Source organism: Nonomuraea sp. NPDC000554 (assembly GCF_040300065.1).
Taxonomy (GTDB): domain Bacteria; phylum Actinomycetota; class Actinomycetes; order Streptosporangiales; family Streptosporangiaceae; genus Nonomuraea.
Genome location: NZ_JBEPDC010000017.1, coordinates 196064 through 218692, shown reverse-complemented (window position 1 = coordinate 218692; position 22629 = coordinate 196064). Strand labels below are relative to the sequence as shown.

17 protein-coding genes are annotated in these 22629 nt (G+C 70.9%); 11 read left to right on the top strand and 6 right to left on the bottom strand.

The window, feature by feature from the left end; genetic code table 11:
• Positions 1 to 4: 4 nt before the first annotated feature.
• The 3 genes from ABT294_RS30015 to ABT294_RS30005 form a co-directional block, all read right to left on the bottom strand.
• Positions 5 to 778 (bottom strand): FHA domain-containing protein, encoded by a 774-nt coding sequence (locus tag ABT294_RS30015; protein WP_350809639.1) that lies wholly within the window; start codon positions 776 to 778, stop codon positions 5 to 7.
• A gap of 117 nt (positions 779 to 895) precedes the next feature.
• On the bottom strand, positions 896 to 2779 hold the full coding sequence (locus ABT294_RS30010) for a serine/threonine-protein kinase (protein WP_350809638.1): 1884 nt from the start codon (positions 2777 to 2779) through the stop codon (positions 896 to 898).
• A 127-nt stretch (positions 2780 to 2906) separates the two neighbouring features.
• Entirely contained in the window at positions 2907 to 5198 is a 2292-nt protein-coding gene (locus ABT294_RS30005) for a serine/threonine-protein kinase (RefSeq protein WP_350809637.1), read from the bottom strand.
• A 213-nt stretch (positions 5199 to 5411) separates the two neighbouring features.
• Here ABT294_RS30005 and ABT294_RS30000 point away from each other — a divergent pair, with 213 nt between their 5' ends.
• Positions 5412 to 5768 (top strand): hypothetical protein, encoded by a 357-nt coding sequence (locus ABT294_RS30000; protein WP_350809636.1) that lies wholly within the window; start codon positions 5412 to 5414, stop codon positions 5766 to 5768.
• A gap of 31 nt (positions 5769 to 5799) precedes the next feature.
• Here ABT294_RS30000 and ABT294_RS29995 read toward each other — a convergent pair whose 3' ends face one another.
• Positions 5800 to 6975 (bottom strand): FAD-dependent oxidoreductase, encoded by a 1176-nt coding sequence (locus ABT294_RS29995; RefSeq protein ID WP_350809635.1) that lies wholly within the window; start codon positions 6973 to 6975, stop codon positions 5800 to 5802.
• Between the two features lie 19 nt (positions 6976 to 6994).
• The gene (locus ABT294_RS29990) at positions 6995 to 7465 is read right to left on the bottom strand and encodes an SAM-dependent methyltransferase (protein ID WP_350809634.1); all 471 of its coding nucleotides are present in this window, start codon (positions 7463 to 7465) and stop codon (positions 6995 to 6997) included.
• Positions 7466 to 7598: 133 nt separating this feature from the next.
• Here ABT294_RS29990 and ABT294_RS29985 point away from each other — a divergent pair, with 133 nt between their 5' ends.
• The gene (locus ABT294_RS29985) at positions 7599 to 10385 is read left to right on the top strand and encodes a helix-turn-helix transcriptional regulator (protein ID WP_350809633.1); all 2787 of its coding nucleotides are present in this window, start codon (positions 7599 to 7601) and stop codon (positions 10383 to 10385) included.
• Here ABT294_RS29985 and ABT294_RS29980 read toward each other — a convergent pair.
• On the bottom strand, positions 10351 to 12477 hold the full coding sequence (locus tag ABT294_RS29980; protein WP_350809632.1) for an alpha-L-fucosidase: 2127 nt from the start codon (positions 12475 to 12477) through the stop codon (positions 10351 to 10353). The genes ABT294_RS29985 and ABT294_RS29980 overlap by 35 nt on opposite strands.
• A 220-nt stretch (positions 12478 to 12697) precedes the next feature.
• Here ABT294_RS29980 and ABT294_RS29975 point away from each other — a divergent pair, with 220 nt between their 5' ends.
• From ABT294_RS29975 to ABT294_RS29935, 9 genes are all read left to right on the top strand, one after another.
• Entirely contained in the window at positions 12698 to 13360 is a 663-nt protein-coding gene (locus tag ABT294_RS29975) for a GntR family transcriptional regulator (RefSeq protein WP_350809631.1), read from the top strand.
• Between the two features lie 75 nt (positions 13361 to 13435).
• The gene (locus tag ABT294_RS29970; protein WP_350809630.1) at positions 13436 to 15799 is read left to right on the top strand and encodes a glycoside hydrolase family 95 protein; all 2364 of its coding nucleotides are present in this window, start codon (positions 13436 to 13438) and stop codon (positions 15797 to 15799) included.
• 115 nt (positions 15800 to 15914) lie between these two features.
• Positions 15915 to 16967 carry a sugar ABC transporter substrate-binding protein gene (locus tag ABT294_RS29965; RefSeq protein WP_350809629.1) on the top strand — a complete coding sequence of 351 codons (1053 nt, stop codon included), beginning with the start codon at positions 15915 to 15917 and terminating at the stop codon, positions 16965 to 16967.
• 27 nt (positions 16968 to 16994) lie between these two features.
• Positions 16995 to 18080, top strand: a complete 1086-nt coding sequence (locus tag ABT294_RS29960; RefSeq protein ID WP_350809628.1) for a mandelate racemase/muconate lactonizing enzyme family protein — start codon at positions 16995 to 16997, stop codon at positions 18078 to 18080.
• Positions 18077 to 19147 (top strand): ABC transporter permease, encoded by a 1071-nt coding sequence (locus ABT294_RS29955; protein ID WP_350809627.1) that lies wholly within the window; start codon positions 18077 to 18079, stop codon positions 19145 to 19147. Before ABT294_RS29960 ends, ABT294_RS29955 begins: the two co-directional genes overlap by 4 nt.
• Positions 19144 to 20136 (top strand): ABC transporter permease, encoded by a 993-nt coding sequence (locus ABT294_RS29950; protein ID WP_350809626.1) that lies wholly within the window; start codon positions 19144 to 19146, stop codon positions 20134 to 20136. Before ABT294_RS29955 ends, ABT294_RS29950 begins: the two co-directional genes overlap by 4 nt.
• Positions 20136 to 21671: a sugar ABC transporter ATP-binding protein gene (locus tag ABT294_RS29945; protein WP_350809625.1), complete on the top strand. Its 1536-nt coding sequence runs from the start codon at positions 20136 to 20138 to the stop codon at positions 21669 to 21671. Before ABT294_RS29950 ends, ABT294_RS29945 begins: the two co-directional genes overlap by 1 nt.
• Entirely contained in the window at positions 21668 to 21796 is a 129-nt protein-coding gene (locus ABT294_RS29940; protein ID WP_350809624.1) for a hypothetical protein, read from the top strand. Before ABT294_RS29945 ends, ABT294_RS29940 begins: the two co-directional genes overlap by 4 nt.
• The gene (locus ABT294_RS29935; RefSeq protein WP_350809623.1) at positions 21793 to 22626 is read left to right on the top strand and encodes an amidohydrolase family protein; all 834 of its coding nucleotides are present in this window, start codon (positions 21793 to 21795) and stop codon (positions 22624 to 22626) included. The genes ABT294_RS29940 and ABT294_RS29935 overlap by 4 nt, the downstream gene beginning before the upstream one ends.
• Positions 22627 to 22629: the final 3 nt, after the last annotated feature.

Here is a 22629-nt window from a genome sequence, read left to right as displayed (position 1 = left end):
GGGTTCAGTCGTGGTGGTCGTCCTCCATCAGTTCGAGGTCCGTCGGGACGAGGGTCGTGGAGTCGACCAGGCCCCTCAGCAGGTTGTGCAGGAGGTTGTTGTCGCTGGGCCTGCCCGTCGCCATGTCGTGGATCAGCGGAAACGGAAACCCGCCCGCGTCGAGACGACGACGCACGGTCTCGACCCTGGCCTCGATCTTGCGCTCGCCCCAGTTCTCGTCCCGGCGGATGTCGGCGAGGTAGTCGGCGGCCTGCCGGTAGGTCAGCGGACGGGGGTTCTCCTCGTACAGCAGGTACCGGCGGCCGAGGACGACGAGAAGCAGCCGTTCGACGTCGTCGAGCGGCCAGATCTTGGGCGGCAGGGTGTCGGCTCGGCGGCGCGGGACCAGCCCTTCGTCGTCGTGGCCTGCCACGTACAACTCGACCAGGTGTTCGCGATAGCCGGAGCCTTTCACGAACAGCGGCGTGTAGCCGGTGGCAAGGGGGATGGGTTCCGTCGTGGCGTGCAGGAACTGCCCGCGCGGCAGCCGGACGAGCTGCTGGCCGGTGTTGCGCAGCCACCACTGCCGCCTGCGGTAGGTGAGCTCGCCGTGCTGGCGGCTCACGTGCAGGTCGTCCTCGCCGACGCCCAGGTCCACCTCCGGCTGCCCGGCCCTGCCGAACCTGATGACGGCGCCCGTGCGCGGGGCCGCTCTGACGCCGCCCGTGACGGTACGGGCGTGCAGCGTGCCGGGACGAACGGGCGTGACGCCACGGGCAAGGCTGTCAGGGAAAAGCATCGCTCGTCTCCTTCAGGGACAAAGGCTCCAGGTGGCCCGCACATCAGCATCCACCGCCCGCCCCGGGACCCGTCCCGAATCCCGGGACGTGCCAGGGGCAGGCAGGGTCAGGCAGGGTCAGGCAGGGGGCAGCCGGGCGGCGGCGGACGCGGTGAGCCGCCTGGCCAGCTGGCAGAGCCGATCGGCGGAGCGTGACCCGCCGACGACGAAGTTGACGGTTTCCACCTGGTTGTTGTGGGCGCGGTAGACCAGTTGGGCCAGGCACGTCCTGTCGCCTTCGGCCTTCGGCCGCAGGAACGTGCGGTAGCCGTTGAGCCGGGTGGCGGAGCCGTTCGTGGCGTTCGGTGGTCCCCCCTGGTCGAAGCGCACGTCGAGCCAGAGCTCGCGGGTCGTGCTCGCCCACGCGCACCGCCAGCCGCCGAACCCGGCCTCGGGGTCGTCGGCGTCGATGCCGGGGATGACCTCGAGCGCGCCGGCGGGCAGCAGCGCGCAGGCGTCCCGATGCACCAGCGATCGCGCGGGCAGGGTCCGGCGGGGCAGCGGGCCGCTGTTCAGCGCGGAGACGGCGCTGCCGGTGGCGACGTCGGCGATGGCGCACAGAGGCGCTCTGCCCTGTTCATCGCGTTTGGCGGTGACCGTCACGGTGGTGTCGCCCTCCCCGGCCAGCAGCAACGTCCGGAAGCACGCGTCGCGCTCGGGGCGGTGTTCCACGACGCCGACCCGTCCCACGGTCCTGGCCGGAGCCGGCTGCTCGGGGGCCGGGTCGCGGCTGAGCTGCACCCTGACGTCCACGACGCTGTCGCCGTCCGGCTGAACCAGCACGTCGCACCGGTCGAAGTTGCCGTAGGCCGGGTCCAGTTCGGTGTCGCCGAACCGGCCCAGCGGGACAGGCTCGGTCAGCGCGCACGGATCGGCCGTGCGGGGATCGCCGATGACGGACGCCGGCCCCGCCGAGGACGGGGGCGGCACGGCACGCTCCCGCTCTCCCGCCTGCGCGCCGCCGCCCTCCTCGGACGCCGACAGGACGATGGGCACGGCCACCGCCAGGGCCACGACGGCCACGGTCGCGCCGACCAGACGCGGGTGGTTCCTGACGGCGGCCATGACGCCGCCGCCGGCGTCCCCGTCCGTCCGGAAGTCCATGGCGCTGTGCATGTCGCTGGCCAGGCCGCGGGCGAGGACGGCCGCGGTCGCATGGACCTCGCCCGCGATCTCCGTCATCCGGCGCAGAACCTCCGCGGCGTCCGGACGACGGGCGGGCTCCACGCGGAGCATCGCACGCAGGACGTCGTCCAGCACCCCGAGATCGGCCTCCAGCGAGAGGCGGCCCCTGGCCGCGAGGAAGGCGTCGACCTCGCAGCCATCGGTGCCGCGCCGCGGGGGCGAACCGGCGACGAGCGTGTAGAGCATCGCGCCGAGGGAGAACACGTCCGAGTTCGGCTCCAGCCGGCCACGGAAGACCTCGGGGGCGGCGTAGTCGGGCGTGTAGCTGATGGCGCTGTTCGGGGTGATCGTCTCTTTTCCACCGACGCGGTAGGCGGCGCCGAAGTCGGCGAGTTTGACCGTGCCGTCGCTGGTCACCACGACATTGCCGGGCTTGATGTCGCCATGGACGATGCCCTCGGCATGCAGGCACACCAGGGCGTCGGCGACCTGCGCGCCGACGATCGCGGCGACCTCCGGCGGCACGGCCGGCCGGCCGTTCAGGCTCCCGCCGGACACGTGCTCCATGACGAGCCAGGACGTGGCCTGACGACCCCGGCCCACCTGGACGGCGTCGAAGAGGGTGACGATGTGCGGGTGGTTGAACCGCGCCAGCGCGCGGGCCTCGGCCTGCAGCCTGCTGAACCCGCGGACGCTGTCGTGGCCGGTCAGCATCCGCTTGAGCACGACGTCCCGCCCCAGCTGCTCGTCGCGGGCGAGCCAGACCTCGCTGGTCCGGCTGCGGATGGGACCGTGGGTGAGCCGGTAGCGACGGCCGACCGACATGCCCAGACGCACCGCGATTCCCTTCAGCCGTGCCCGGAACACCAGTGTGCGGACCGCACCCTACCGGGCGATGGGCCGGGACGACAGCGCCTTCGCCGCACACTTGTGTGCGGCCCTGCGCCCTCATGCCCGGCCGCGCTCAGGAGATCGGTCCCGCGTCCTTTTTCCACCATTTCAGCAGCACCGCGGGTTCCTGGGTGTTGAAGGCGAACCCCTGGATCTTCAACTCCTCGTTGGTCCACGAGATGTACGGGCTGCCGGCGCCGCTCTGGCCGCACAGGAGCCGTCCGGTGGGCTTGCCGCCGACCGCGTACGCGCCCTCGCCGACGAAGGTGCGCGACTCGGCGCCGCACGAGCCGCCGGCTGGGGCGACCGCCTGGTAGTTCTGCCGCATCGAGGCGGTGTCGGGGAACCGGTAGTAGAAGACGACGCCCGCGCCAGGCGTGGGGCCGCACGCCACCGCCGTCACGTGGGCGCGCGGCACGTTGGTCTTGACCTGCTCGGCCGTCGGCCTCAGGCAGTTGACGCGTGACGCGGCGGGAACGCGCGCGAGCAGGGCCTGCTCCTGCTGGGCCGGGAAGGGCGGCGTGGCCTGCGCGTTGACCGCCGTGATCACCGTGTTGGTGGAGGGGACGCGGGAGCCGTCCCACCACGTGGTGAGGGCTCGTGCGTCCTTACCGGTGGCCCGGCCCATCAGGAGCAGCGGTTCGACGGTCCACTCGACGGTCGGCGTGTCCTGCTTGTAGCAGAGGATCTCGCCGAGGCGGACGCTCTTGTTGTCGTAGGCGGAGTTGCCCAGGAACTTCGAGGACTTGTCGTCCGGGCAGTAGTTCTGCGGCGCCTTGGCCTTGCCGACCTGGCCGGTGTGGCTGCGGCGCAGGCCGTCCAGGCTGGCGAAGCGGTAGTAGGAGAGGGTGTCCGCGCCCTGCTCGGTCGACGTGCAGTCCACGCCGGTGACGACGTCGCGGAACTGGTCCAGCGTCCCGGCGTCGGCACGCTTGCAGTCCGACCGTCCGATCAGGCGCAGGACCTCCCGCTCCGGCGGCGCGGGGAACGGCGGCGCGTCCGTCCAGCTGCTCCAGGTCTGCTGGAGTTTGAGCTCGTCGGCGGTGCGGCTCTCCATCCGCGTCAGGGTCTTCTGCTTGTCATCGGTCCACACCAGCCAGGCCACCGCGTTCTGCTCGAAGCACAGCAGACGGCCCTGGGGAGCTCCGACACCCGGGTAGCGGTGCTCGGCGCCGGACGCCTTCGAGCAGTCGCCCTGTGCGCGGGGGACGCCTGCCTGGCGCACGGCCTGGTCGTAGGCCTGGCCCAAGCTGGAATCGGAGTCGTACAGCCCGATCAGCACGGCCTGCCCCGACGCCTGGCAGGTCAACGATCCGGCGGACAGCGGTGGCCCCGCGGCCGTGTCGGCGCGCTCGCACGTCCCGCGCAACGCGGCAGGGACACGGGCGAGCGTCGCGGGATCGTCCGCCCACGGTCGGATCAGCGCGACGACTCCGGCGGACAGGACGAGCAGCGCCAGCGCGATCAGCGCCGCCTTACGCGTCCGCGTGAGCACCTGGACAGGGCGCGGGGTGAGGGGCTCGGCCCCCGCCGGAAGGGCCGCCGCCAGGGAGCCGCAGCTGGCGAAGCGTTCCTCCGGCCGCTTGGCCATGGCGGTCGCGACCACGTCGTCGATGCCGGGGTCGAGGTCGGGACGGCTGTCGGTGACCTTCGGGGGCGCCTTGTGCAGGTGTGCCCACAACACCGCGGACGGCTCACGGTGCGGATACGGCTTCTCGCCGGTCAGGCACTGATACAGCACGGCGCCCAGGGCGTAGACGTCGGTTCGCCGATCGATCCGGCCGGAACTGATCTGTTCCGGTGCCGCGTAGTCCATCGTCCCGAGAAACTGGCCGGCGGTCGTGAGCGTGGTGGCGGATTCGAGCTTCGCGATGCCGAAATCGCACAGGTAGACGTGGTCGGCGGTGTCGATCAGGATGTTGCTCGGCTTGATGTCACGGTGGATCAAGCCGACCTGGTGAGCGGCGTCCAGCGCTGAGGCGACCTGGCCGACGATGCGGCCCGCACGCGTGAGGTCGAGCCTGCCCTGGGTGCGGAGCAAGTCGCCGAGATCCCCTCCGTTCACATGGCGGAGCACGACGTAGACCGTGCCGTTGATGTCGCCGCTCGCGTACACGGGGACGATGTTCGGATGGTCGAGGCCGGCCGCGATGGCCACTTCGCGCGTGAACCGCAGGCGAAAGCTCGGGTCCTCGGCCAGGTTCGGGTTCATCACCTTCAGCACCACCCGGCGGGGGAGCGTGAGGTCCTCGGCCAGGTAGACCGAGCTCATCGCGGTCTGGGAGATGATCCGGACAATCCGGTAGCCGGGCAGCTGCCGCATCACCTCGGGTGGCGATGAGAACCAGTCGACTGTGGAATCCACGCCATGTCCCTCCGAACGCCGGAATCGTGCCGCCTGCGGCCCCCGCCGGCGTGGTGAGGTCTTAGCATCGCGGGTTCGGGACCGGTCCCGATCTTCTCGTGCCGGCAGGAAACGCCCCTGTGATGGCGGGGACCCGTCCCGGCACGAGCGGTACACCCTGTGCTCTCCGCGGGTTTGGCATGACGATGTCGAAGACCGACCAAAGGGGATTCCATGCACCGGACGACCATCACAGCTCTGACCCTCGCCGCCGTCATGGTCGCGGCGCCGTTCGCCGCCGCCCCGGCGAGCGCCGCGGCGGGACCGAACCTCCGCGCCTGCTACGACGGGAAATGCAAGATCACGATCACGAAGCCGGTGAGCTTCCGCGTGTCCAGCCGCTACCGCCTCTCCAGGGTGCGCGTCTCCAAGGTGTACGTCGGCGGCCTCTTCCATGCGGACATGGTGCGAGTGGAGGCGCCCGGCCTCGTCACGACCCTCGGCGAAGGCGCCAGCGGGAGCCTCAACAGCCTCTCCGTACGCGTCCTGTCGATCACGGACCGGGGAGCGACGGTCCGCTTCGAAGGCTGACGACTCTCTGGCGGGCCGCGCGAGACGGTGTTCAGCCTCTGTCCGCCGTTGCCAGCTCGGACACGTTCATCGCCATCGCACGGTGGACGGCGGGAATCCAGTCCAGGGCGCGCAAGGCCGTGTTCCGCAGGGACCGGAGAGGCCCGTTGCCCACGGTCGCGATCTTCGTCATTCGGTGGGTGAAGGCCACCACCTCCTCCGCGACCGGGCGGCGCTCGGCCTCGTAGGCGTCCAGAGCCGTGGCGGGAGCGCCGTCGCGCAGTACCTCGGTGAGCTTCGCAGCCAGGTTGAGCGCGTCCTGGATTCCGGTGTTCATGCCCTGGCCGCCCGCCGGGCTGTGCACGTGGGCCGCGTCTCCTGCGAGGAAGAGCCTGCCTGCCCGGTAGTGGTCGGCCAGGCGATGGTGGACGCGGAAACGGGAGCTCCAGACGAGGTCGGTGACCGTGGCCGGATGGGTGCGCGGGCCGCGGGCGTCGAGGAGCGCCTGGAGATCGGCGACGGTGAGGTGTTCGGGCGCCTCGTCGACGGTCGCGACGATCCGGTGGCGGCCGCCGGGAAGCGGGGCGAGCACGGTCACCCCCTCGGGGGCGAAGTACAGGGCGACCTCGTCCGCGGTGCCCGCATGCGCGAGGCGCACGTCGGCGAGCACGAACGACTGGGCGTAGGTGTCACCGGTGAAGGCGATCCCGCTGCGCTCGCGAACCGTGCTGTGCATGCCGTCGGTCCCGACGACGTAGGAGGCGCGGATCAGCCGGCCGTCGGCCGTCTTGGCGGTGACGCCCGAGGGGTCCTGGTCGACGGCCGTGACCTCGTGCCGGCGGTGGACGGTGCCGCCCGCGTTCCGGAGCCGGTCCAGCAGCACCTGCTCGGTGACGTCCTGGGGCACCAGCAGCGTGAAGGGGAAGTCGGTCGGCAGGTCGTCGAAGGGCACCGTGAGCAGGATCCGGTCGCGGTCGCGCACGGTGAAGCGCGGCACGGTGACGCCCCTGGACACGAGCTCGTCACTCACGCCGATCGCGCGCAGCACCTCCAGGGTGCGGGCGTGCACGACGGAGGCGCGGGACGTGCTGGCGGGGCCGTCGGCCTTGTCGACCAGGACGGCGTCCACACCCTGCTGGGCCAGCGCGGTGGCCAGGGTCAGGCCGGCCGGGCCCGCTCCGACGACGAGGACGTCGGCACTGGAGGGAAGCTCGGTTCGTGTTGTCATGTCGGACGATCCCCTTGTCTCAGTAGTAGGTGCGCATCAGCTCGGTCGCCCAGGCCGGCTGCACGGTCTCGCCCTGCGGGCCGAACTCCGCCATGTAGGGCTTGAGGTCGAGGACCGGGCTGCCGTCGACGGCGTCCAGGCCGCGGACGTGCACGTCGAGACCCTGCACGGCGAGCAGGCGGCAGCGGGAGACGCCCAGCCGGTTCGGCCGGTTCTTGGCCCGCTGCGCGAAGATGCCCACCGGCGGCCAGTCCGGGTTGCCTCTGGGGCGGCGGGCCGAGGTGTGCACCGACGCCGGGTCCACGAGGTGGAACTGGAACACCACCTCCAGGTGCGAGAACGCGTCCAGTCCCGCGAGGGAGTCCGGTGCGAAGCGGGTCCCGTCGAGGCGGATCAGCGCTTCCTCGGTGTTCCAGTCGTCGTCGAAGGGCTCGGTGCGCCCGCCGACGACGGTTCCCACCGGGTGCAAGGTGACGGCGTCGTTCTCCACGACTCTCCTTCAAGGTCAGGCGGCTGCTGACGACCGTACGGGCCGGCGGACTCGGCCGAATAGGTCACGACGACTGGAACCGGGCAGGGCGCCGCAGGGGCGGCGACCGCCGGTTAGGTAGGGTGAGCCCATCATGATCGGGCGGGATGCGGAGATCGCCCTCCTCAGCGGGATGATCACTGAGTCCGGGGCCGGCCAGGGCAACGCCGTCGTCGTGTACGGCGAGGCCGGGATCGGCAAGTCGGCGCTGCTGGCCGAGGTCGCGCGCCGGGCCGGAGGCGACCTGCTGGTCCTTCGGGTCACCGGCGTCGAGGCGGAGGCCGAACTGCCCTTCGCGGCCCTGCACCTGATGCTGCGTCCGGCACGTCATCTCGTCGAAGGGCTTCCCGCGGCGCAGCAGGCGGCCCTGCGCGGCGCGTTCGGCGAGAGCCACGCGGGGCCGCAGGACCGCTTCCTCGTCGGGCTCGCGGTGCTCACCCTCCTCGCCGACCTCGCTGAGGAGCGTCCCGTGCTGTGCCTCGTCGACGACGTGCAGTGGCTGGACCGCGCATCGGTGGACGCGCTGGTCTTCGCGGCGCGCAGGCTGGAGGCCGAGCGGATCACCATGGTCCTGGCCGCGCGCGACGACGGCGGTGAACCGGTCGTCCACGGTGTTCCCGAGCTGAGGCTCCCCGGCCTCGGCCGGGCCGACTGCGAGCGGCTGCTGGAGGAGTCGGCGGCCGAGCTGGCGCACCAGGCGCGGGATCGAGTCATCGACGACGCCGAGGGAAACCCGCTGGCCCTGCTGGAGTTCGCCGGGAGCCTCACCCCGGAGCAGCGGGCGGGGCAACTGACTCCGCTGCCCCTGCAACCGCCCCTGCTTCCCCTGGCGGGACGGGTCGAGCAGTCGCTGCGCGCGGCGATCCGGCGGCTTCCCGAACGCACCCAGCTGCTGCTCCTGATCGCCGCCGCCGACGGCTCCGGCAGCCTGGAGTTCGTCCTGAGGGCGGCGGAGGGCTTCGGGGCCGGGCTGCCCGACCTGGAACCGGCCGAGCGCGGCCGGCTGGCGCAGCTCTCTGACGGCCGGCTCCGGTTCCGCCACCCTCTGATCAAGGCCGCCGCGTATCACGAGGCGCCCCTCGCCCGGCGCGTGGCCGCCCACCGCGCGCTGGCGGCCGTCCTCGACGGCGACGAGCACGCCGACCGCAGGGCCTGGCATTTGTCCGGCGCCGCTCTCGGGCCTGACGAGGAGACCTCGGCCGTCCTGGCGGCCACGGGTGAGCGCGCCCGGCGGCGCGGCAGCCACGCCTCGGCCGCCAACGCGTACGAGCGCGCGGCGCAGCTGACCGTCGACCGGCAGCGGCGGGCGCACTGGCTGGCGGACGCGGCGGAGGCGGCCATCGGCGCCGGGCAACTGGCCCGCGCCGGCGCCGCGGCCGAACGGGGACGGCGCCTGGCCCAGGACCCCGTGGTGCTGGCCCGGCTGGCCGCCGCACGCGCCGCCGTCGACGCCGAGCAGGGTGGCCGGACGCCGGCCGTGCGTACCTTGATCGACGCCGCCGCGGGCGTCGCGCGCACCGCGCCTGCCGAGGCCGCGTCCCTGCTCGCGACCGCCGCCAGCGAGGCCTGGTTCGCCGGCGACCACACCGCGCTCGGGCAGGCCGCGCAGCTCATGGAGGCGCTCGCGCCGAACGTCGACGCCCGCCTCGCGTCCGTGGCCAGAGCGGTACGCGGCATGGAGCGGGTGGCCGCGGGCGACCCGGCCGCCGGCCTGTCGCTCCTGCGCGCCGCCACCGTCTCACCGCGCATCGGTGCGAGCGATCCGGTCGTCGGGACGTACGGGGTGTTCAGCGCCCTGATGACCGGCGACGACGACGCGGCCTGCGAGCTCGCCGCCGCCCGGGTCGCCGCCTGCCGGGAGCAGGGCCTGATCGGGGCGCTGCCGCACGCCCTGCAGCTCCTCACTCAGGCGCGCATCCTGCACGGCGGGTACGCGGAGGCGGCCGAGTCGGGGGCCGAGGCCTGGCGGATCGCGCACGACACCGGGCAGGCGGGGCGGCTGCGGCACCTGCACGGCATCCTGGCCCGCCTGGCCGCCGTCCAGGGCGAGGACGACAGCTGCCTGCACCTTGCCCGGCAGGCGGAGGGCACCGCCAGGGAACGCAACGGATCCGGATGGGGAGGCTGCGCGCTGACCCTGCTCGACCTCGTACGAACCCGCTACGACGCGGCGGCCGAGCGGATGGCGCGGGTGCTCGACGGCCCGCTCGGTCACACCGTGATCGTCACCTTCGCCCTGCCCGACTACGTCGAGGCCTGCGCCCGCCTGGGCGAGCCGGCGCGGGCGTCCCAGGCGTTCGCCCGCTTCGACGCCTGGGCGGCGGCCAGCGGCCGGCCGTGGGCGGCCGCGGTCGCCCACCGCTGCAGGGCGCTGCTCGCCCCGCGCGGCGAGGCCGAGCCACACTACGCCGCGGCGCTCGACCTGCACGCCCGCGGCGGGCGGCCGTTCGAACAGGCCAGGACGGAGCTGCTGTACGGCGAATGGCTGCGGCGGGCCCGACGGCGCGCCGACGCCGGGACGCACCTGCGTTCGGCGATGGGCCGGTTCGCCGCGATGGGCGCCACACCGTGGGCCGAGCGGGCCCACGCGGAGCTGGCCGCCACCGGCGCCCGCGCCGACCTGCCGGAGCGAGGCGTCGACGCCAGGGCGGTCGACGCGCTGACCCCTCAGGAGCTGCAGGTCGTGCGGCTCGCCGCGACCGGTGCCACGAACCGGCAGATCGGCGCCCAGCTGTTCCTGAGCCCGCGAACGGTGGGGTTCCACCTGTACAAGGCCTATCCCAAGCTGGGCGTCTCCTCCCGCGCCGACCTGGCGGGTCTCGACCTCCCTGGGGTATCGACCTCGGTCATCGGTCCCCGAACACCTCCACCTCCGACATGACCAGGTAGTCGGTACCGGCGAGCTGAACGCGGACATAGCGCCCCTCGGCGTTGACCGGCACCTCAGTGGGCCGGCCCGCGGTGGCCGATTGACGCACCGCGTGCACTCCGGGGGTCTTGAGCGCTTCGTCCAGCGAGGCGGGAAGCGGGTGGTCGGAGGTCAGGACGTAGTAGTCGCTCAGCCTTTCCGTGCAGCAGTCGTCGCGGTTCCACACGCGAACGGAGCTGATCGACTGGGACGCGCCCAGGTCGACCTGCCACCATGGCTGCGGCTCCAGCCCGGTGTGCGACAGGGAGTGATCGCTGTAGGCGCCGCTGGTGTTGCCGTCGACAGCGAGGTCGGCCGGCCCGTCGTAGGCGACGCTGGATTGGCTGGCGGGCGCGTGCAGCGCCAGGTTGGCCCGGGTCACCTCGACAGGGGTCGTGACACGTGTGGACAAACCGTCCACGCGGGTGGTCGTGTTGATCTGGTACGGGCCGTACTCCGCGTCAGGTGCCACGCTCATTGTGGTGCTCAGCTTGCGCGTCTGGCCCGGTTCCAGGAACCGCTCGCGGAAGGCGCTCGGCTGGAAGGTGAACGGTCCGTCCGTCCTGACCTGGATGTCGGCCAGGGGGATGCGCCGGTCGCCGGTGTTGGTGACGGTGATGTCGACCGGGGCGGTCTTGCCGCGTTCGATGCGGCCGGGCGCGGTGACGTTCGAGCGGATGAGGGAGGCGCCGGGTGTGTCGAACTTGAACACGTAGGCGTGCTTCAGTGCGGTCGATTCCGGCAGGTCGACGATCAGGCGCCCGTTCTGTTGCCGCCACGGCAGCGGCTTGCCGTCCCCGCCGAGGAGGGTCACCTTGGTGCCCGGCCTGATGGGCAGGGTGTCGGCGAGTTCGAGCGTCCGGCCCGGCCAGTCCAGTGCCGTGACGTAGAGGGCGTTCTGCCTGGTGGTGAAGCGCACGGGCACGTTCGCCGTCTTGTCCTCGAAGGCGTTCCAGTAGGTGGTGCCGCGGATCGCCTCGCCGTTGGTCCGCATCCAGGCGCCGAGGTCGTGCAGCACCTGCTGCTGGTACTCGGGGATGGTGCCGTCGACGCGCGGCGACATGTTCAGCAGCAGGTTGCCGTTCTTGCTGACGATGTCGACGAACATGTCCACGATCGTCTCTGAGGTCAGCTGTCGGTACGGCGGGCGGATGTCGAACCAGCCTTGGATGGTCTCCGAGGTCTCCCATTTGAACGGCTCGATCGAGGCGAGCTTGGTCCGCTCCGGCGTCAGGTAGTCGGGCTGGCGGCGGCCGGAGTGATCACCGGACGCGTCGGTGAGCTTGCACCGGTTGTTGATCAGGACGTCCTTGGGCTGGTCCCGGTTCTTCGCCTGGTTGTAGTAGTGCGCGATGGTGGGGGCCAGGTTCCAGTAGGCGGTGTCGTGCACCCAGTCGCCGTCGCACCAGATGAGGTCGGGGTCGTAGGTGTCGATCAGCTCGGTCATCTGGTCGTTCATGAACGCGGGGTAGTTCGCGACGGGCTTGTACCCGGTGTACGGGATCTCCTGGCCGGTGTAGGGGTTGCGCGGCTGCTTGCCGGTCTCCGCGGGGTTGAGCCACTCCCACAGCGAGTAGTAGGCACCCCGTTTGAGCTCGGGCGCTCGCTTCTTCGCCGCGTCGAACAGCTCACCGACCAGGTCCCGGTGCGGCGGCTGGGACACCGAGTTGCGGTCGGAGTATTCGCTGGGGAACAGGGAGTATCCGTCGTGGTGCTTGGTGGTCAGCACGAAGTACCCGGCGCCGGAGTCTTTGATCAGGTCCACCCACGAGTTCGGGTCGAACTTGGTCGGCTGGAAGTCCTTGAAGAAGTCGTCGTAGGCGACCTTCTCACCGTATTTCTCCCGATGGAACTTCCAGGTCGCGGAGTTCGGGATGTTCATCGAGTTCTGGTACCACTCGTCCTGGCCGGGGACGCTGGTCGGCCCCCAGTGGATGAAGACGCCGAGCTTGGTGTCGTTGAACCAGGCGGGCGCCTGGTGCCGGGACAGCGACTCCAGAGTGGGTTCGTAATCGGGAGTCGTCGTCATGGAGAGGGCGAGGAGTAAGGCGAGGCCTACCTTCATGGCTCAGATCTCCTTTGAGTGAATGAGCCTGATCAGGGATTGGCTGGTCCGGTCGTTGTCTTCGCCGCGCGTCCGAGCCGGTCCGCCACGTGCTGACCACGTCGCCTTCACGGGCAGGCGACCGATTCTCGATGTGGAATCCGAGATCGTATAGGAAATATCCTGGCTGATATTGCTAGGGTGGATCGGAGTAGTCAAGGGCTCGTTGAAGGGATGTCGGGTGACCGGGATTGCCCTGCCACACCGCACGGTCCTCGCGGACAGCGTCTACGAGACCGTCAAGGCGCTCATCATGGACCACACCCTCGAACCGGACGCGAAGATCAACATTGACGCGCTGACCCGCCTTCTGGAGGTCTCCCACACCCCGGTCCGCGAGGCCCTGGCCCGCCTCGAGTCCGACGGGCTGGTCGTCAAGCTGCCCCTGCGCGGCTACAGCATCAGCCCGTTGCTCACCCGCAAGGAGTTCGAGGACCTCTACGAGCTGCGACTCCTCCTGGAGCCGCCCAGCGCGCGTCGCGCCGCGGAGGCGATGACCCCGGAGGGCAGGCAGGCGCTCCAGGAGGAGATGGCCTCGTGCGGGGAGGCCCCTTCCGGCAGCCACTACGAGGACTACAAGGCCATCACCGCCCACGACGCCCGCCTGCACGACCTGATCATGGCGCTGGCCGGAAACGCCGCCATCCGGCTCGCGCTGGAGCGCACCCACAGCCACCTGCACCTGTTCCGGCTGCACTACGGCAGCCGGATCGGCTCGCGGGCGCTGGAGGAGCACCAGGCGATCGTCACGGCCCTGGTGGCCGGCGATCCCGCCGAGGCGGAGTCCGCGATGCGCACCCACCTCGAACGCGCCCGCGACCGGCTGTCGGCCGCCTTCGAGTAACCGCGGCGGCCCGCATGTGATCAGCAGCAGGTTGATCGCGGCGTTGATCCACACCTTCCACCTGAAGGAGATCGGATGAAGAGAGCCCTGCTGGCCGTGTTACTCGCCACCACCCCCCTGACCGTGCCCGCGACCGCCGCGGCCACGGCCGCCGCAGTTTCGAGCCCGCTGACCTTGTGGTACGACGAGCCCGCGACCAACTGGGAGCAGCGGGCGCTGCCGATCGGCAACGGAGCGCTCGGCGGGATGGTGTTCGGCGGAGTCTCCACCGAACGCCTCCAGCTCAACGAGAAGACGCTGTGGACCGGCGGCATCGGTTCCAACAACGGCAACTGGCGCTCACCCCGGCCCGGCGCCCTCGACGAGGTGCGCAGCACGATCGCCACGCAGGGCCAGGCCGATCCTGACTGGGTGGCGGGCAAGCTGGGCCAGCCACGCGTGGGCTACGGCAGCTACCAGACCTTCGGCGACCTCTGGTTCGACGTCCCGAGCGGTGACGCTGTCACCGGATACCGGCGTGAACTGGACCTTTCCACCGGGCTGGCCACGGTCCGCTACACCGTCGGCAAGGTGACCTACACCCGCGAGTACCTGGCTTCCTACCCGGACAACGTGATCGTGGCCAGGTTCACCGCCGACAAGCCCGGCAAGGTGGCTCTCACGACCAGATTCACGACGCCGCACGCGAATGCGAAGATCACCGCCGCCGACGGCCGGATCACCGTGCGTGGCGCCCTGGCCGACAACGGACTGACCTACGAGGGTCAGATCCGCGTGCTCAACGAGGGCGGCACCCGTACCGACGAAACCGAGCGAGTGTCGGTGAGCGGCGCGAACGCGGTCACGGTGGTGTTCGCCGCGGGAACGAACTACGCCGACACCTATCCGGCCTATCGGGGCGCGGACCCCGCGGCCAGGGTGACGACCACCGTGGACGACGCGGCGGCGAAACCGTACGGGAAACTCCGTAGAGCGCACGTGGCCGACTACCGGAGGCTGTTCGACCGGGTCCGCCTCGACCTCGGGCAGGGAGTCCCGCAGATCCCGACCGACGACCTGCTCGCCGCCTACGACGGCGGTGACAGGGCGCTGGAGGTGCTCTTCTTCCAGTACGGCCGCTACCTGCTCATCGCCTCCTCACGTGACAACTCCCCGCTGCCGGCCAACCTGCAGGGCGTGTGGAACCAGTCCACCGCGGCCCCGTGGAGCGCCGACTACCACACCAACATCAACGTGCAGATGAACTACTGGCCCGCGGAGGTCACCAACCTGTCAGAGACGACGAGGCCGCTGTTCGACTTCGTCGACGCGCTGCGCCCACCGGGCCGGGTCACCGCGCGGGAGATGTTCGGCGCCGACGGCTGGGTGGTGCACAACGAGACCAACCCGTTCGGGTTCACCGGCGTGCACGACTGGTCCACGGCGTTCTGGTTCCCCGAGGCGGGGGCCTGGCTGGCACAGCACGCCTACGAGCACTATCTCTTCACCAAGGACGAGGCGTTCCTGCGCGACAGGGCCTACCCGCTGCTCAAGGAGACCGCGCGGTTCTGGCTCGACTACCTGGTCCAGGACGCCGACGGGAAGCTCGTCGCCTCCCCGAGCTACTCACCCGAGCACGGGCCGTTCACCGCGGGCGCCGCGATGTCCCAGCAGATCGTGTGGGACCTGTTCACCAACGTCCTGGAGGCCGCCAAGGTGCTGGGGACCGAGGAGCCAGAGGTGGCCGCGGCGCTGGCCGAACTCGACCCGGGGCTGCGCGTCGGCCGATTCGGGCAGCTCCAGGAGTGGAAGCGGGACCTCGACAGTCCGACGGACACCCACCGGCACGTCTCCCATCTGTTCGCGCTCTATCCGGGACGGCAGATCGGCGGCGATCCCGCTCTGACCCAGGCCGCCCGGACCAGCCTGATCGCACGCGGCAACGGCGAGGCGACGGGCTGGGCCAACGCCTGGAAGGCGGCGTTCTGGGCCCGGCTGCGCGACGGCGACCAGGCGTTCGCCCAGTACCGCACCCAGTTGCGACAGAACACCATGCCCAACCTGTGGGACAAGGTCTTCCCCTCCGGCACGTTCCAGATCGACGCCAACCTCGGCTCCACGGCCGCGGTCGCGGAGATGCTCCTGCAGAGCCACACCGGCGTGATCGACGTGCTGCCCGCGCTGCCCGGCGCGTGGTCGGAGCGGGGCTCGTTCGACGGGCTGCGCGCCCGGGGCGCGTTCACGGTCGGCGCGACCTGGCAGCAGGGCGCCCTGACCGAGATCCGCCTCGCCTCCGACCGGGGCGGTCCCGCACGGTTGCGCTTCCCCGGCGACGTCCGGGTGACCGGCGCCGACGGCAACGCGGTCGACCACTCGCGTGCGGCCGACGGCACCATCACGTTCCTCACCAAGGCGGGCGCGAGCTACCGGATCGTGTCCGCGAACCCCGGCCGTCGGTAGGACCGGTTCAGATCAAGGGGGAAGGGGCCCGTAAAGCCTTGACGGCCCAACGACGACCCACTATATATCCATAAAACATCCTATAGGATCCATGATAGTGGCGAGAGGCGCGGTCATGATGCAAAGACCATTCACCAGGCTCGGCGGAGTGGCTGCCCTCCTGGCGCTCGTCGTCGGCACCACGGCCGGTTGCACGAGGAAGAGCGACGAAGCAGCCGGCGCGTCCACCCGGAAGCCTGACCAGGTCAAAATCGCCCTGGTCCCGGGCGGTGCGCACCCCTACTTCCAGCCCTGGAAGGAAACGGGCGCCAAGGTGAAGACCGACCTGGGGCTGGGCGACGTCACCTTCAACGAGACCTCCGATTGGGATCAGACCAAGCAGAACGACGTGCTCAAGTCGCTCGCGGCCCAGGGCTACAACGCCTTCGGCGTCTTCGGGGTCTCCCCGGAGAACATCAACGCCACGTTCGGAGACCTGAAGCGACAGGGCCACCCGGCCGCCTCGCTCGGTTCGTGCCCGGCCGGGGACGTCGACAAGGCCGACTTCTGCCTCTCCACCGATGTCGAACAGGCCGCGTACAAGGCCGCGCAGGCCGCGATCCAGGCCATGGACGGCCAGGGCAACCTGGTGCACCTGACCGGCAACAAGGTGGACTCCAACACCCAGCGCCGCATCGCCGGCGTGCAGAAGGCAGTGGACGAGACCGGCGGCAAGGTCAAGCTCCTGCAGACGTTGACCGACGTCGACAAGGACCTGCAGAGCGCGCAGAAGGCCGTCGCCGACCTGCTCGCCGCAAAGGGCACCCAGATCCAGGGCATCGTCAACACGGCGTACAACCCGGCGGTCGCCTCGGCTGACGGCGTCAAGCAGGCCAAGTTGCCGATCAAGGTGATCGCGATCGACGACGACCAGACCATCCTCGCCGGCATCAGGGACGGGTCCGTCGCCGGCACGGTGCTGCAGAACCCGGTCGGCCAGGCGTCCGTCGGCTCGTACGCGCTGATGAAGCTCGCCGGCGGCTGCACGATGAACCGGCCGGGAGTGGCCATCGACTCCGGCTCCTTCGTCGTCACCAAGGCCAATGTCGACAGCTACGACACCGAGCGGCAGGCGAAGACCGAAGAGCTGCGGAAGGCGTTCGACAGCCAGTACCTGTCCTGCAAGTAGTCGGTCACGTCCAGCTAGGAGCTTTCCTTGCCCGCCATCAGTCATGTCGAGGCCTACCTTGTCGACCTGGAGGTCGAGACGGTACGCACCGACGCAGTCCAGTCGTTCCTCAAGCAGGAGACCATCTTCGTCGAGATCGAGACCGATGACGGCGGCACCGGAACCGGCTACTCGTACACGATCGGCACCGGCGGTACCGCCGTACTCGCCCTGCTGCGCGACTACCTGTTGCCGCGGCTGGTCGGTGCGGACCCCAGACGGGTGGAGGCGGTGTGGCGCGACCTGTTCGCCGCGACCCGGGCCACCACGGTCGGCGCGATCACCTCGCTGGCCCTCGCCGCCGTGGACACGGCGCTGTGGGACTGGCGGTGCCGCGACGTGGACCAGCCGCTGTGGGTGCTCGCGGGGGGTGCGAAGGACCGCATCCCGCTGTACGACACAGAGGGCGGCTGGCTGCACCTGAGCACCGAGGAGCTGATCGCCGGCGCGAAGGCGAGCCAGGCGGCGGGCTGGCGCGGGGCGAAGCTGAAGATCGGCCGCTCGCCTGTGCAGGACGCCGACCGGCTGGCCGCCGTGCGCGCGGCCGTCGGGCCCCATTTCGACCTGATGCTCGACGCCAACCAGTCGCTCACGACAGCCGAGGCCGTCCGGCGGGCCCGGCTCCTCGAACCGGCGGACCCGTACTGGTTCGAGGAGCCGCTGCCCGGTGACGACGTCGCCGGGCACGAGGCGCTGGCCGCGTCGACCTCGATCCCGGTCGCCGTCGGCGAGTCGCTGTATTCGGTGGCGCAGTTCCGCGAGTACCTGCACCGACGGGCGGCCGGCATCGTCCAGGTCGACGTGGCCCGCATCGGCGGCATCACCCCCTGGCTGAAGGTCGCGCACCTGGCCGAGGCGTACAACGTCCCGGTCTGCCCGCACTTCCTGATGGAGCTGCACGTCAGCCTCTGCTGCGCGGTGCCGAACAGCGGCTACCTGGAGCACATCCCGCAACTGCGGGCGATCACGCGGCGCGAGATCGAGATCGTGGACGGGCACGCACTGGCACCGGCCGCCCCCGGGCTCGGCATCGAGTGGGACCGCGACGCGATCGACGACCGGAGAGTTCGGTGAGCACGCAGACCACGACGTCACCGGAGGCGTCGCCGGTCCGCCCGCCCGGACCGCGCAAGCCGCCGAGGCTCCCGCTCTGGGCCAACCCCCGCCTCGGCCTGCTCGTTCTGCTCATCGGCCTGGTCGCGCTCTTCGCCACGTTGCGGCCGGCGTTCCTCGACACCACGCTCACGCTGGTGCCGTTGCAGTCGGACATCAGCGTGTACGCGATCGTCGGGCTCGCCCAACTGGCGGTCCTCTCGCTCGGGCACATGAACGTGGCCGTCGGCCGCATGGCGGCGATGAGCGCCTTCGCCATGGGGCTCGCCTACGACCGGCTCGGCGTGCCGCTGCTGGTCGGCCTGGTGATCGGACTGGCCGTCGGCACGCTGCTCGGCGCGCTCGCCGGCCTGATCATCTCGCGTACCGGCGTCAACTCGTTCGTGGTCACGCTCGCAATGGACTTCGCCCTGGTCGGGCTCATCACGATCCTCTACACGAGATTCACCGACGGGGTCGCCTTCAGCGGCCAACCGGAGGGCATGACGACGCTGCGCAACGACACGTTCGCCGACTACTGCATGGGCGAGGTGTGCGGCCCGCGCGTTCCGCTGATCGTTCCGCTGGCGATGGCCGCGGCGCTGGCGGTCGGACTGCTGTTCCGGTACACCCGGCTGGGCCGGGAGATCCTGATGACGGGCGCCAACGAGAAGGCCGCAGAGCTGTCCGGCATCCCCACGAAGAACCGCGTCGTGCAGGCACACGCGCTCAGCGGGTTGCTCGCGGGGCTGGCCGGATTCCTGCTCGCGGCGAACAACGGGGCGTTCTCGGCCGGCATCGGGGACCAGTTCCTCCTGCCGTCGTTCCTGGGGCCGGTGCTCGGTGGCACGCTGCTCGCCGGCGGCGCGGTCAGCGTTCTCGGCACGGTCCTCGGCGCGACGCTCACCCAGGTCATCTACAAGGGACTGAACCTGCTGCAGTTCCAGCTCGACCAACTCAAGCTGTACATCGGACTGGTGCTGCTGGTCGCGCTCTCTCTGGACCGGGTACGTCACGTGGTCGCCGAGCGAAGGGGGGCGCGGGCATGAGCGCCAGCGTGGCCGGCCGTACCGGCATGACCGGGCGGATCAGGGGCATCGCCGGTCAGTCGGAGTTCACCCTCGCCCTGCTGGCAGCCGCCGGTTTCGTCGCGCTGGCCGTCGCCACCGGTGGCAGCCTGCTCTCCAGCGGCACGCTGGGCGCGTTCTTCCGGTTCCTGGCTGTCCCGATCGTCATCGGGCTGTCCCAGATGGTGGTGCTCGCGATCGGCCAGATGAACCTGTCGGTCGGCGCGCTCACCGGACTCTGCTCGATGGTCGCGGCCTGGCTCATGATCGAGGCCGGCCTACCGGCGCCCGTGGCCGTACTCGGAGCACTCGGCGTCGGCGTCGCCGCCGGCATGGTCAACGGACTGCTCGTCGTCTTCACCCGGATCAACGGCTTCATCGTCACGCTCGCCACCATGACCATCATCGAGGGGCTCCGGTACGGGGTGAACGGCCCCGACACCTTCCAGGGCTACTCGGCCGGACTGCGCGACTTCGGGCGCGCCTCCGTGCTCGGGCTGCCGGTGGTCTTCCTCGTCGCGCTCGCGGTGGCCGCGCTCGTGGCCGTCTTCTTCGCGCGTACGGTCGCCGGACGGCAGCTGCTCGCCACCGGCGGGAGCCCCTTCGCCGCGCGACTGTCCGGCGTCTCCAACGACCGGTCGATCATCGTGGCGCACGCGCTCAGCGGGCTGCTCGCCGGGGTCGCCGCGATCATCACGGTGGCCGCCTCCGGCTCGGTCAACTCCAGCATCGGCGATGACCTGCTGCTGCCGAGCTTCGCGGCGCCGATCATCGGCGGGGTCGCGCTCACCGGCGGCGTGGTCAGCGTCGTCGGCACCTGCCTTGCGGCGTTCCTGGTCCGGCTGGTGGACGTCATGCAGGCGCAGTTCGGCATCAACCCGCGCTGGATCGACCTGATCGTCGGCGCGGTCGTCCTTGGCGCGGTGCTGCTCGGCACCGTCCGGCAGAGACTGTTGCGGAGGTCGTCGTGATGCTCACGGCCGAGGGTCTGGTCAAGACATTCCCCGGGGTACGCGCGCTGGACGGCGCCACCCTGCGGCTCACCGCGGGCAGCGTGCACGCCTTGCTCGGCGAGAACGGCGCGGGCAAGAGCACACTGATCAAGATCTTGACCGGGGTGTACCAGCCGGACGGCGGGCGGGTGCTGCTCGGCGACTCCGAGGTGCACCTGACCGGCCCGCTGGACGCCCAGCGGGCCGGGATCGGCGTGGTGCACCAGGAACGCAACCTGATCCCCGCGTTCTCCATCGCCGAGAACATCGTGCTGCACCACCTGCCACGGCGCTTCGGGCTGGTCGACCGGTCCCGGATGCGGGCCGAGGCCCGGCGCTGCCTGGACCTGCTCGACCTCGACCTCGACCCGGACATCCCGGTCGCCGGACTCTCCGTCGCGCAGGCGCAACTCGTCGAGATCGCCAAGGCACTCAGCATCGACAGCAAGGTGCTGCTGCTCGACGAGCCGACCGCGTCGCTCACCGGCGACGAGGCCGACCGGCTCTACGCGATCGTCCGCAAGCTGCGCGACAGCGGGCACGCCGTCGTGCTGGTCAGCCACAAGCTGGAAGAGGTCTTCGCCGTCGCGGACACGGTGACCGTGCTCCGCGACGGGCGCACCGTCGCGGAGGCCGAGCCGCTGGCGGACTACACGCAGGACCAGGTCGTCGATCTGATGGTCGGGCGGGCGTACGCCTCGGTACGCCTCCCCGAGCGGCAGGTCGACCCCGAGACGCCGGTGGCCCTGCGACTGCAAGGGGTGAGCACCGCGCGGGGCCACCGCGACATCTCCCTGACCGTGCGCCCCGGCGAGATCCTCGGGCTGTACGGCCTGGTGGGTGCCGGCCGCAGCGAGCTGGCCAAGGCGCTGCTCGGGCTGGACCGGATCACGTCCGGCACGGTAGAGGTGCACGGCCGCCCGGTGCGCATCCGCGACGTGGGCGAGGCGCTGCGGCGCTACCGGATCGGTTACGTGACGGAGAACCGGAAGGAAGAAGGGCTCTTCCTCGACCAGCCGATCACGCGCAACATCGGGGTGACCGTGTGGCGTGGCCTCGCCCGCGCCGGGCTCGTGACAGACCGGGCGGAGCGGCGCCTCGTCGAGGAGTATGTCGACCGGCTCGGCATCCGGGCCTCCTCACCACGCCAGCTCGCCGGCCAGCTCTCCGGGGGCAACCAGCAGAAGGTGAGCCTCGCGAAGTGGCTCGCCGCGCGCTGCGAGATCCTGATCGTGGACGAGCCGACCGTCGGCATCGACGTACGCACCAAGGCGGCCTTCCACGAGCTGATCGCCGAACTGGCCGGTTCCGGGCTGGGGCTGCTGTTGATCTCGTCAGACCTGCCGGAGATCGTCACCCTCGCCGACCGGATCGCGGTGATGAACGACTTCAGCCTCCGCGGCGAGCTGGTCAACGACCATGACTATGCTCGGATGAGCCAGGCGATCATACGGTTGATCCACGCTGGGTCCGGCCCCGCGCGGCCTCCCACAGGGAAGGATGAGGCGGCATGAACTCCGTTGATCGGGCTCGACCGGGCCGGACGGGCACCCGCTCGCCGGCCGACGCGATGTTCTCCCACGACATCCCGGGCCGGCTCTGGCGGGACCTGCGCCGCGAGGAGGCATCGAGGCTGTGATCATCGATTCCCACCAGCATTTCTGGACCGCCGACTACGCATGGCTGGCCGATCCGGCGCTCGACCGGATCCGGCGAGACTACGGCGTCGAGGACCTGCGGGAGAACCTGCGTGCCGCCGGCGTCGACCGCACGGTGCTGGTCGAGGCCGGCCGAGGCGAGACGGCCGAGACCACCGAGTTCCTGGCGACCGCGGCGGAGACCCCGGAGATCGCCGGTGTCGTCGGCTGGGCGTCGCTCACCGACCCCGCACTGGCCGCCGTCATCGCCGGCCACCGCGCCGGACCCGGTGGCCGGCTGCTCGTCGGCGTCCGGGACCAGGTGCAGGGCCATCCCGACGACTTCCTCGACCGGCCGGACGTGCGAGCCGGGCTGCGCACGGTCGCCGCCGCGGGGCTCGTCAACGAAATGGTCGTCCGGGTCGGTCAGCTGCCGGCCGTGGCACGTGCCGCCGGGGCGCTGCCGGACTCCCGGTTCGTCCTCGACCACCTCGGCAAGCCGCGGATCGTGGCCGGCGCGGAGGGACTCGCCGAGTGGCGCGCCGCCGTCGCCCCGGTCGCCGCCCGCCCCAACGTCGTGGCGAAGCTCTCCGGCCTGGTGGCCGAGGCCGACTGGTCTCACTGGACCATCGACGACCTGCGCCCGTTCGTCGAGACCGCCGTGCAGCTCTTCGGCCCGGACCGGCTCATGTTCGGGTCGGACTGGCCGGTCTGCGAGGTCGCGGCCTCCTACACCGAGGTCCGCGAGGCGATCGAGACGATCCTCGGCGGGACACCTGACGACATCTTCCAGAGCACGGCGATCAGCACCTACCGGTTGGAGATCGATTGAGGG